The sequence below is a fragment of the Bifidobacterium sp. LH_424 genome (assembly GCF_056356895.1).
Window position 1 is genome coordinate 16,350 of record NZ_JBKEVC010000004.1, and the last position, 12,895, is coordinate 29,244.

At 62.5% G+C, this 12,895-nt stretch carries 4 protein-coding genes and 1 CRISPR repeat array; all 4 genes read right to left on the reverse strand.

Going from position 1 to position 12,895, the window contains the following annotated elements; translation table 11 throughout:
* Nucleotides 1-196: 196 nt before the first annotated feature.
* The 4 genes from AC1AYP_RS05085 to AC1AYP_RS05100 all read right to left on the reverse strand — a co-directional run bounded on the left by AC1AYP_RS05085 (nt 197) and on the right by AC1AYP_RS05100 (nt 12,893).
* Nucleotides 197-3,373, reverse strand: coding sequence for a CRISPR-associated endonuclease Cas3'' (locus AC1AYP_RS05085; RefSeq protein WP_476547044.1), 3,177 nt, complete (start codon nt 3,371-3,373; stop codon nt 197-199).
* The gene (locus AC1AYP_RS05090) at nt 3,370-4,716 is read right to left on the reverse strand and encodes an SWIM zinc finger family protein (RefSeq protein ID WP_476547046.1); all 1,347 of its coding nucleotides are present in this window, start codon (nt 4,714-4,716) and stop codon (nt 3,370-3,372) included. Before AC1AYP_RS05090 ends, AC1AYP_RS05085 begins: the two co-directional genes overlap by 4 nt.
* 339 nt (nt 4,717-5,055) lie before the next feature.
* Entirely contained in the window at nt 5,056-5,367 is a 312-nt protein-coding gene (locus tag AC1AYP_RS05095) for a hypothetical protein (RefSeq protein ID WP_476547048.1), read from the reverse strand.
* 520 nt (nt 5,368-5,887) lie between these two features.
* A CRISPR array of direct repeats spans nt 5,888-11,102; the repeat unit is 29 nt; unit sequence GGGATCATCCCCGCGTATGCGGGGAACAC.
* A 252-nt stretch (nt 11,103-11,354) separates the two neighbouring features.
* Nucleotides 11,355-12,893, reverse strand: coding sequence for a glutamate synthase subunit beta (locus AC1AYP_RS05100; RefSeq protein WP_476502407.1), 1,539 nt, complete (start codon nt 12,891-12,893; stop codon nt 11,355-11,357).
* Nucleotides 12,894-12,895: the final 2 nt, after the last annotated feature.

The following is a 12,895-nucleotide window of genomic DNA, read 5'->3' on the forward strand; positions in this document are numbered from 1 at the left end:
CGCCGTCTTCGATGACGACTCCTCGGGCTGGTTGCGATACGGCTAAGAATAACTCATCCTCATACATATGTCAACGCGAATGAGCGAGATGATGTACACATATCCCCATATCGATGAGGAACCACACATAATCTCGCCCATTCGCTGGGTCATCCCCGTTGGAGGGGACGATTCTATCTTCCTCGGCGGCGACGACCTACCTCTTGGCCTCGGCCTCACGTTCCGCGGACAACCCGGCACGACGGTCGTATCGGACGACGAAACCATTCAGCGAAGTCCTGAGACCGCCATCCGCTTCTTCCTCGAGAAAGACGGCGAGCTTCCCCGCGAGCCACGGCGAATCCCTCCACATCATCGTCTCGTCAACGCACCCGAGCTCCAACTCCTTGATGAGCACGTCGATGCCTTTACCTCCATATCCGCCCATCGCGATCGGGAGACGCACGGAACATTGGGAGATAAGCAAAGCCAGACGATCGTCCGGAACCGAATCCGTCGGCACTTCGGCACCGAGTTCAATGCCATGCCGCTTATCCCCCACCCACGGCAGCAAACGAACGGAGCCACCACAGCGACGCAGCAGCATGACCTCGACCGTCTCCTGCGTGTCGCGCACCGCGCGCTGCCCTTTGTCGTCATCGGCATCATCGATCGCCGCGGTCTTGAACCAGTCGACAAGGGTCTCCTCCTCACCGGTCATGTCCCGCAACGACTTGATGCGATAATGCCGCGCGCGGTCGCGCTTCTTCGCCTGCGTATCCGCACGCGAGGCGACGGCCTTCGCATACGACTCGTGCCATGCCTCGGGAATCGTCTCTTCCGCGCGTTCGCCGTACGCCCGTCGCACGGTGGACGCGATGTCTTCGGGCAGGGACGCCTCCATCGATGTCCCCGGAGCATCCAATCCCAGCACGCCCAACGTCTCCAGCAGCGTGGCCTCCTCATAGACGGTCCGCACGCCACCATCGAACCGGGGGATTCCTGCATCCCATTCGGCGATGCCGCGTATATGGCAGGATGCGGCGCGAAGCGACATGGGCCTGTCCTGCTGACCCGCCCCGCGCATGTGACGATGCACACGTCCCAGCCGCTGCATGAGCAAGTCGACCGGAGCGATGTCGGTGACCAACGCATCGAAATCGATGTCCAACGACTGCTCGAGCACCTGCGTGCCGACGACGATCAGCCGTTCGGGGCGCCGCCCGTTCGCCAAAGTGCTTCGTGGCCCGAGCAATTCACGCAGCTCACGCTCGTTATCCATACGATCCATGTCCATGAATCTGGCATGCGTCAAACGGATATGCTCATCGCCGTATCGTTCGGACAGCAACGCCGCCACGTGCTGCGCACGAGGGACCGTATCACAAATGACTCCGATGCAGCCTCCATCCCGCAGCAAACCATCGAGCAGCGCCGTCAGGGAGTCATCGTCATCCGGCATCACCCGGCACGTCACGCGCAACGCCCTGCCGGACGGTTCGACGGCCTGCATCCGCAGCCGACCACCTGAGGAATAGGTGATCAGCGGATACGCCTCGTCGTAGGAAGTACCGGAGTCAGACGCCGCGACTACCGACGAGCCACGGTCCGCCGTGTTGACGTTCGACGCTACGACGCCTGATCGGCTGCGCGAACGACGCCTGTATCGGGCCGGACGTTTGGCCTCTCCATCCTGCGTCAGGGAAGGAACGTTCGCCCGGCCGCCGCTCTCCCGCCCACGCAGATAAGCCTCCGCCATCTCCTTGCGCTGTCGCTCCGGTAGCGTGGCGGACAACAGGATGACCGGCGTACGGAACCCTCCCAGCCATTCGAGGATCCGCTTCAGATACTCCTGCATGTACGCGTCGTAGGCGTGGCATTCGTCGATGACGACCACTTTGTTGGCGAGCGCCAGCTGCCGCAATACGACGTGCTTCATCTGCAGGGCTCCCATGAGCACCTGGTCGACGGTGCAGACCAGAAAGTTGGCGAGTACGCCTTTCTTGCGTCCCCACATCCACTCGGACACGACCGTTTCGGGGGACGCCGCGTCACGCCACGTCTTCTCCTCGCCCATGTCTATGGATGACCAGGCTGACGCCATGTTCCGCGAGGCGGCGATGATGCCCCGGAACTCTTCGTTGAGTTGTGCCTTCCCGTGTGCGAGCCACACGGTTTTCCCATCCGCCCCGGGTTCCATCGGCAGGGCGTCGATCCATGCGTGCGCCCTGCCGAACATCGCGTCGGTGGTCGCCATGGTGGGCAATGCGATGCATACACCTCCACAACCGGAGCGTTGCGCGAGTAGTTCCGCCGCGGCGAGCGCCGCCTCGGTCTTTCCCTCACCCATCGGCGCCTCGATGATCATCAGTCCGGGATTGTCGGTTCGCGCGGCGATCGTCACGGCCTCGCGCTGCACCGGTCTTGGAGAGGCTCCCTGCGGCAGGGAGAAACGGTTCCGGAACCATTCATCCAACACGGGAGCGTCCATACGTAGGTCATTGGCGACGGGACGCCACGGTTCGCACAGGTGCAGATTGCGCCACGCCCGATCGGCACGACGGCGCAGACCGTTCCAGGAACGCACGTCGTCGTCCTGCGTCTCGCCGAATCCATTCAACGTGCCCGGAACGGCGATCAGAGGGAACATGTCCTCATCGCTGTTGCTCGCCATCCAATCGGCCATGATCACCGCGCCCGTCAGCAGCGCCTCGGACGATGCCTCCAACCGTCGTTCCCCCAATCGAGCCATGTCGTCAGGAGACAAACCGACGCGTCGAATCACGAATTCCAGCAGCTCACGCTGCACCGGTTCCCACCGGCCCTTCGCCGCATCGTCCCATCCCATGCGAAGCGGCTCACCAAGTCGGGCCTCGTCCAGCCGATGACCGTCAGGCGGGGTGCCGTGATGACCGCCGACCACGCTGCCGTATGATTTCGCGACGTCCGATGACCACCCGTATGCCGTGGTCAGATGCCGTTCGAGAACGGCCTGTCCGGCAATCGGATGGGATGGATGGTTCGGGTCGGAGAAATCACGGATCGGCAACCCCGCCCGTTCCGGCAGCCAAGCCAGAGACGAAGGCGATCCGTCGGCAGACAAGTCGAACCGTATCGGCTTGGATTGGAACACGGGGGTCCCCTTGCCGATGTCATGCGCACCGGCCAACAACAGGTATGCCCGCCGGGCCAATGATTCGTCGGCGACATCACGGACGAGAACGGCCTTGGTGCCGTCCGGAATCCAATGGTCCCAAAGCCGTTCTGCCATGCCAATCGAATCGGCCATATGCACATACAACGGCAGCCAACGACTGCCATCGAGCCGGTCCGTCTTGCCCCACAACAGGCGTGCGCCATCGGACAGGGACAGTTCGTCATCGTCCATCGTCATGCCATCGCTCCTTTCATCGCAACGCATCTCAATCGTTCCAATGCGTCCCGATCGCCACGCCGTCGGGCGAGTGCCACCGACAGCTCCGTCCAACCGCAAGGCGATGACTTGATTGGGCGTGAATCCACCTGCGAGCCTCGACTCGTCGCCGGATAGCGGGCCACCACCTCCCATGCTCGATCGGGCGAATCCTCCAGCAGGAATCTCGTCGCCGCAAGCCACGCCATCGCCTCATCGTCCATATGGTCTGACTCGAATCCCGCCGCCCTCCCATATTCTCCGGCCAGCAACAGATCGTCATGTCTGAGTCGGCACATGTACGAGTACAGACGCGACGAGCACCGGGACACGGCCGCATCGTTCATGGCATGTTCCCATCCATCCAACGTCTCATCCGCGATCCGCCGTGTTCTTTGTCTCCTTGAAAAAGACAGCAGCGCGGCCCCGAGCTGCTCCCCCAATATCTCCGGTCCCTCGCGGAGGAAGTCCATGATGCCGGCGGCCGTGGTCGCAAGCGTCCCCATTCCGGAACACTCATCGGCGACCGTTCTTTCCACGAGCAGTCTCACCTTCCACGCCAAATGCTCCAGGCTCCTCTCAAGGGCTTCCCCTTCGAGGGCTCCCCCATCGCCTCCGACGTATTCCAGAGAACTTCCCACGATGCGCATCACGAGAAACGGGTTGGACAACGCCGGCCCGTAATCCACAGCCGCCAGCGCATTGTCCAGAACGACATCCGCACCTTCGAACGCGTCGCCGACATCACGACGCGCATCGCCTGACTCCAGAAACGATTGGATGAACGACTCCGTCATACGCCCGGCCTGCGATTCGGACAGAACCGGAAACCGCGGTCCGCTCATGCACGTGGTGACAGCCGCCATTCCCGTGCATTCCCCGACGACCGCCTCATCCCATACCAGCAGCGGACCATGGGCGCCATACCATGAGGCGAGTCGGGAACGGACCTCATCGTAGACATCCATACGTGTGGGGCACGATTCATCCAACCATGTTCCCAGCACCACATCCGCTCCACCTTGTGCGGGCGAAAGCGACGCATCACCATTATCCGCGGAGCCGCCGATGGCGAGCATCACCGCTGCGGAGTGCTTGCAACGCTTGCCTTTCGCCGCAAACGGACAACTGCACGAGACCGTGCACCGCATGGAAGCATCATCGATACGCACCAATACGTCATAGAGACTTCCGCCCTCGACCTCCCCATGGAACAGGCCGGGAGCGATTGCGCCCACGGACCGAACCCGACCTTCATGAAAGTACGATTCTCCCCGGGAGAAAACATTCGGCGAGAACAGAAGGGAGACGACATCGGCGTTCATGGATTCACCATACCCCGCAATCTTCTACACCAATGAAAGACACGCACGTTCCATCTTGATGGAATCGACCATCCACGGTCTCAAAGTCATCTCGTCCGGACCGGAATACGCTCCCCCGGGGGTCATACATGCCGATCTCCTCCGCGGCATCCCGCATCTTCTCCAACCATTCCCGCGCGCGAGGGAACATTTGACGTTCTCCGCACTGACGCCGCACGTGGATGGCCATTCTTATTGCGATGCCACACATGGCTGCGCCCACCCCCACGGGAATGTAGGCGTGAAATTCGTGGGATATGAGAAAAGCCACTCGAATGAGTGGCTTCATGAATCTAATCTTTATCGCTGTTCATGTTCCGACCGCCATCGGCCGATGTAGTCATGGAAATCACGGTAGTCCTCTCGGAACACGTCGTCATCCTTGTATAGGAAATTGAATAGAGGCAACGCCGGAGCGGGATCAAGATGGTTCTCCATGATGACTTCCAATCCGGTTTCTATCGGATAGGTCGCTCCGTCATGATCGAACAATTCCTGCGCATAGACGGCGTCATTGTCATACCTGTTTGCCTTGAGGAAGGCGATCAAGGCAAGGGCGAGCTGGTCATAGCGCCGTTCGGCGAGTTGGATGTCAGCTAGGGACTTCAACATGGCTACTCCTTTCCTATCGGGTGGATGGTGGTGAAACGGGCCGGGCATTTCCAGCTTTGATGAATTCGACTCCTGTCTCAATGCCGTCAATGGTACCAATGACGAATCTGCGCTATCCACCGACAAGCACGTCTTCGATGCGTTTCCGGTTCTCGAGAGCGCTCAGTATGACGATTCCCACATCTTTGGAGTCATCCGGCGTCCAAGCATCGGGAATTCGATGGATTGGGAGCTGGCATCCGCAACCACGCAGATGTGTACCGCCACCGTTCCAGCCGATGGTCCCATTCCCGGTGCACACATGATGAGCGGCGAGTGGATGATGTCGTGTTTGCGCATGACGTCGATCCGTCGGGCGCGACATTTGCCATATGAAATGCTGCCATTCTTCGCATATTTGATATCATCCCACACACCGACGGTGAGCTTGCTCGGTTAGAGCCGTCGCATCATGCCGCAAAGAGCCACTTCGCATACATGGAGAACACCTGCTGTCCGCTCAGAGCAGACCGAGCACGGCGGAATCATCCCCGCATACGCGGGGAACACTTGGTGGTTCCGCCCGTCTCCCTGAATTCATCGGGATCATCCCCGCATACGCGGGGAACACCGATGCAGCTGCGAGTAGCCGTGCGAATCGTCGGGATCATCCCCGCATACGCGGGGAACACGGCGACGTGTTCGCTCGTCACCGGGCCAACGCGGGATCATCCCCGCATACGCGGGGAACACTTCCTTTCCCGGCGGGCACCAGGGCGCAGCAGGGGATCATCCCCGCATACGCGGGGAACACCGTCGGTCACGACTCCTCCAATGCGGTCCGTCGGGATCATCCCCGCATACGCGGGGAACACCTGCCGCATGCCGACGCCCATCATGGCCTGCGCGAGATCATCCCCGCATACGCGGGGAACACTGCGGATCTTCTCCTCCGCGTAATCCTTGACCGGGGATCATCCCCGCATACGCGGGGAACACCCGTTCCGTCCGGCTCAATGGCGGGGCGGCCGGGGATCATCCCCGCATACGCGGGGAACACTGGGGAGAGACCGCCGCCGGCGACCAGATCGCGGGATCATCCCCGCATACGCGGGGAACACGACGCGCAGTGGATGCGCCGCGTCGAATCGATGGGATCATCCCCGCATACGCGGGGAACACCTTCATTTGCAGTTGTGCATAAGCTGCGTCCTGGGATCATCCCCGCATACGCGGGGAACACACGTCCTCCACGCGGATGATGACCAGCCAACCGGGATCATCCCCACATACGCGGGGAACACACGTGCGCGGTCGGCGAACTTGCGGGCCTCGCGGGATCATCCCCGCATACGCGGGGAACACTTGCTGGCGTACTGGGCGACCCAGAGGCCGCAGGGATCATCCCCGCATACGCGGGGAACACTTCACAGTGTCGCATTATTGCGACATGCCGGGGGATCATCCCCGCATACGCGGGGAACACTAGCCGAGCTTCAGATTGTCGAGCATCGTGTAGGGATCATCCCCGCGTATGCGGGGAACACCCGTTGTTCTGCTGGCTGATCGCGCCGATCAGGGGATCATCCCCGCGTATGCGGGGAACACTGGCGGCGTCCAACTCCATGTCGGGGAGGATGGGGATCATCCCCGCGTATGCGGGGAACACTATTCCGAGGGGTGGGTCGCGTTCAACACGGCGGGATCATCCCCGCGTATGCGGGGAACACGCCGGGGAGGATGCGTTCGCCGAGTCCTTGCGGGGATCATCCCCGCGTATGCGGGGAACACAGCCCCGACACAAGAAGTGAGTAGGGCAGGGGGGGATCATCCCCGCGTATGCGGGGAACACGTCTTGTCCGCGGGCATTGAGTCGATCATCGCGGGATCATCCCCGCGTATGCGGGGAACACTCGGTGTCCTCCCAGATGGGGGTGAGGTCGAAGGGATCATCCCCGCGTATGCGGGGAACACTCGGTGTCCTCCCAGATGGGGGTGAGGTCGAAGGGATCATCCCCGCGTATGCGGGGAACACACCGGGCTGGTCGTGTTCGAGGGCGGGGTCACGGGATCATCCCCGCGTATGCGGGGAACACAGCGCCGACTGGTTGTTGCGGCCGGCCTCGGTGGGATCATCCCCGCGTATGCGGGGAACACCGAGGTCGAACCCTACATCCCCCTGGCCGGCCGGGATCATCCCCGCGTATGCGGGGAACACGACCGATCCCGCGGATCGAGCGACGCCCATGTGGGATCATCCCCGCGTATGCGGGGAACACCCCAGGCCGGCGAGGGTCAGGGGACGGCCGATGGGATCATCCCCGCGTATGCGGGGAACACGACCAGTCCGTCCACGTCCGCGCGGCCGGCCAAGGATCATCCCCGCGTATGCGGGGAACACCTCAATGTGTCATTATGATTAGTCTCGATTGCGGGATCATCCCCGCGTATGCGGGGAACACTTCCTGGCCGGACTGGTGGATGCGGCGTCGTAGGGATCATCCCCGCGTATGCGGGGAACACAGCCGGTTGACGGTGAGCTCGAAGTCGTTCTCGGGATCATCCCCGCGTATGCGGGGAACACGTCCGGCGACGCGTGGCGAGTCACCCGACGCGGGGATCATCCCCGCGTATGCGGGGAACACCCGGACGGGAGCATGCATGTCGAGCTCAGGGAGGGATCATCCCCGCGTATGCGGGGAACACGTGTCGTCATGGCTGGTGTGGCGGAACGGGTCGGGATCATCCCCGCGTATGCGGGGAACACTCCTGGCACCGGTCGCATTGCATGAGCGTGACGGGATCATCCCCGCGTATGCGGGGAACACTCTGGTGTTTCCGCCGTCAATGCTTTAAGTGCGGGATCATCCCCGCGTATGCGGGGAACACACGTAACGTCCAAACTCACCACATTGTGCCATGGGATCATCCCCGCGTATGCGGGGAACACTTTGTAGTGCTTGTCATAGCATTAGCGTTAGCGGGATCATCCCCGCGTATGCGGGGAACACGTCCCGTCCTTGCCGTCTCCCGGAGCGAGTGTGGGATCATCCCCGCGTATGCGGGGAACACTGAACCGGCGGCCGCACTCCTCGCAGACCATGAGGATCATCCCCGCGTATGCGGGGAACACTTGGTGTGTGGATCGTAGGAGCAGACGTGTCGGGGATCATCCCCGCGTATGCGGGGAACACGTCCCGTCCTTGCCGTCTCCCGGAGCGAGTGTGGGATCATCCCCGCGTATGCGGGGAACACTGAACCGGCGGCCGCACTCCTCGCAGACCATGAGGATCATCCCCGCGTATGCGGGGAACACTTGGTGTGTGGATCGTAGGAGCAGACGTGTCGGGGATCATCCCCGCGTATGCGGGGAACACACCGCGGCCAGCTGGAGCATGTGATAAAGCTGGGGATCATCCCCGCGTATGCGGGGAACACCCATCGAGGCTCTCAATCAGGCAGTCGGTCCAGGGATCATCCCCGCGTATGCGGGGAACACGTCATCATGCCCTCCGGCATCACCACCAGCATGGGATCATCCCCGCGTATGCGGGGAACACTGTGCGGCAAATGGCTATGCGCGAAATAGGTGGGGATCATCCCCGCGTATGCGGGGAACACGCCACATCCGTCAACGTGAATCGAATCACGCCGGGATCATCCCCGCGTATGCGGGGAACACACGCGGTTGCACCATCGGTGTGCGAGCCGGCAGGGATCATCCCCGCGTATGCGGGGAACACGATGTTCCATTCCGTCGGCGAGCGCCGTGCTGGGGATCATCCCCGCGTATGCGGGGAACACGCGCCGCCAACAAACAGGCCGCCCAGATCGTCGGGATCATCCCCGCGTATGCGGGGAACACCTGGCGGTGCGCGTCACTCGCTTGGTGGTGGCGGGATCATCCCCGCGTATGCGGGGAACACGGTCTTGCTCCACCACGGGCCGAAGGTGCGCAGGGATCATCCCCGCGTATGCGGGGAACACATGGTGGCCTCCATGGTCATCGACGGCAACGCGGGATCATCCCCGCGTATGCGGGGAACACGCGGAGAAGCTGATGGTGCTCATCTGGCGCTGGGGATCATCCCCGCGTATGCGGGGAACACAGGCGCAGCGCACGAAGGACATCAAGAACGCCGGGATCATCCCCGCGTATGCGGGGAACACTTGCCAGTTTTTCACATTGTTGTTGGTTTCTCCGGATCATCCCCGCGTATGCGGGGAACACGGCGTGTCCGCATTGTGGGACACGCTCAAGGGGGGATCATCCCCGCGTATGCGGGGAACACCCGGCGGCCTTGGCCTGTGCAGCCCTCGAGGCGGGATCATCCCCGCGTATGCGGGGAACACCCCGAGGGCGTGACCGTCATGCTCACGTGCGCGGGATCATCCCCGCGTATGCGGGGAACACTTTTATTGAGCAATGCCGTAGCTTTATCAGGTGGGATCATCCCCGCGTATGCGGGGAACACTCAATCGCAAGCTCACACTCGCTCACACTATTAGGATCATCCCCGCGTATGCGGGGAACACAGCAAGCTATTAGCGTACTCGCCGTGTGCGATAGGATCATCCCCGCGTATGCGGGGAACACAGAGTGGGGCGGCTGACTTCGGCCCGGACACGAGGATCATCCCCGCGTATGCGGGGAACACTTAATGGTGATCATCCCATTTGATTCGACGATAGGATCATCCCCGCGTATGCGGGGAACACCTTCCGTGCATAATCGCACTGGAGTATGGCCTAGGATCATCCCCGCGTATGCGGGGAACACTCGACACGCTCACGTGTCACTGTATCCACAATAGGATCATCCCCGCGTATGCGGGGAACACCTCGCCGAGGATGCACGACCAATTGCTCAACGGGGATCATCCCCGCGTATGCGGGGAACACTCCTCCCGTCGTTCCTGCGGCACCTGCAGATTGGGATCATCCCCGCGTATGCGGGGAACACGACCGTCGGCAGTCGCCGGGCGACGTGGCCGCGGGATCATCCCCGCGTATGCGGGGAACACTCCTTTCCGGTAGTGGTGGGTTGGTGGCGTTGGGGATCATCCCCGCGTATGCGGGGAACACGATGAGCACCTGGAGCCGGCTCTGCGCGTCCAGGGATCATCCCCGCGTATGCGGGGAACACCCCTGTTGCGCCCTGACAATGCGCCCCAAGTCGGGATCATCCCCGCGTATGCGGGGAACACCGGTAGTCGCTGAGGGGCTGTCCGATTCGGAGGGGATCATCCCCGCGTATGCGGGGAACACTTCACCTCCACGTTGATCTGTCCGAGGCCTGCGGGATCATCCCCGCGTATGCGGGGAACACACCGCCGAGTTCTACGCCGCGCCACGCGTGTGGGGATCATCCCCGCGTATGCGGGGAACACACGCGTTGCAGGATCTGCTGGTCGCTCATCCGGGGATCATCCCCGCGTATGCGGGGAACACCGGCCGTACAGGTCCTGGAACCATTTGATGACGGGATCATCCCCGCGTATGCGGGGAACACGAAGCGATGGAGGATCACGAAACACGACGTGCGGGATCATCCCCGCGTATGCGGGGAACACACAGGAAAAGGCCACCAAGGAACTTATCGACAGGGATCATCCCCGCGTATGCGGGGAACACCAGGCCGAAGGCATCGAGGGCGTGCTAGCCAAGGGATCATCCCCGCGTATGCGGGGAACACGATTCACTCAAGGTAATGGCGCCTTGGAACACGGGATCATCCCCGCGTATGCGGGGAACACAGTTCGAAAACCGCGGTATCCCAACAACATGATACACAATCCACGGCTTTTTCATTCGGTTTGCCGTTCCGATTATCCGGTACGAACGTGTCCGTCACGAGCATCTGACCGAGGCTTTCGGAACCGACATCACACGTGGACGGACATGTGGATGAGAATCCCCCTTGTCTCCGATGTCTCCGAAAAGCGAAAGGTCTCCTATATCTGCGACGCAGACATAGGAGACCATACACGTCCCTGACCGCTTGAGAATCAGCGGGGCAGCATCATCGGCCTGGTGCTCGCCTTGATCGGGGCGGGCAGCTCGCTGGTGTGCTCGCTGGACAGGTACTCGTCGACGGCGGCCGCGCAGGAGCGGCCTTCGGCGATGGCCCACACGACGAGGCTCTGGCCTCGGCCGGCGTCGCCGCACACGAACACGCCGTCCTGCGAAGTGGCGAACTTGTCGTCGCGGGCGATGTTGCCGCGCTTGTCGAGTTCGACGGGCAGCTGGTCGACGATGGTCGTGGTGTCCGGGTGGAGGAAGCCCACGGAGATGAGCACCAGATCGGCGGGCAGCACGCGTTCGGTGCCGGGCTGTCGGGTGAACGGGCCGTTCTCGCCGGGCGCGACGGACACGACCTTGAGGCCGGTCACGTGGCCGTGCTCGTCCGCCACGAAGCCTTCCGCGGTGGTGGAGTTCTCGATGTGGATACGCTCCTGCTCCTCGTCGGAGCCGATGAAGTTCACCGAATCCGTGGAGTACAGGTACTCGCCGCCCTCGGCCATCGACGTGGTCTTCTGATAGAGACGCGCGAACGTCGGCCACGGCTGGTTGTCGGGTCGTGTCGAAGGCTCCTTCGGCATGATCTGCAGCACGGTGACGTCCTTCGCGCCTTGGCGGATGGACGTGCCGAGGCAGTCGGAACCGGTGTCGCCGCCGCCGATGACGATGACGTGCTTGTCCTTGGCGGTGATGTCGTGCTCGAGCGGAGCGCCGTAGATGCGGCGGGTCGCGTCGGGCAGGAAGTCCATCGCGAAGTGGATGCCATCGAGCTCGCGGCCGGGGATCTTCATGTCACGCGGCACGCGGGAACCGATGGCGACGACGACCGCGTCGTACCGGTCACGCAGGTCGTCCCAGCTGATGTCCTTGCCGATCTCCACGCCGGTCTCGAAGCGGGTGCCTTCGGCCTCCATCTGCTTGACGCGTCGGTCGAGCAGCGTCTTCTCGAGCTTGAAGTTCGGGATGCCGTAGCGCATGAGGCCGCCCAGAGCATCGTCCTTCTCGTAGACGACGACGGTGTGGCCGGCGCGCGTGAGCTGCTGCGCGGCGGAGAGGCCGGCGGGGCCGGAGCCGACGACGGCGACGGTCTGGTCGGTGAGTCGCTGCGGCGGCATCGGCTTGACGTAGTCGAGATCCCATGCCTGGTCGATGATCGTGCACTCGTCGTTCTTGATCATCGTCGGCGGCTGGTGGATGCCGAGCACGCACGCCTGCTCGCACAGGGCAGGACAGATGCGGCCGGTCACTTCCGGGAAGTTGTTGGTCAGGCTCAGACGCTGGTAGGCGTCCTCCCACTGCTCCTGGCGGACCAGGTCGTTCCACTCGGGGATGAGGTTGCCGAGCGGGCAGCCGGTCATGCAGAACGGGGTGCCGCAGTCCATGCAGCGGGCCGCCTGTTCGGTGGTCCACGACTGCAGACCGGATTCGGCGTGCACGTCGAACCAGTCCTTGATGCGCTGCTCGACCGGACGCTCGGCCAACTCGCGGCGGGTGCGGACTTTCAGGAATCCTCTCGGGTCGCCCATGT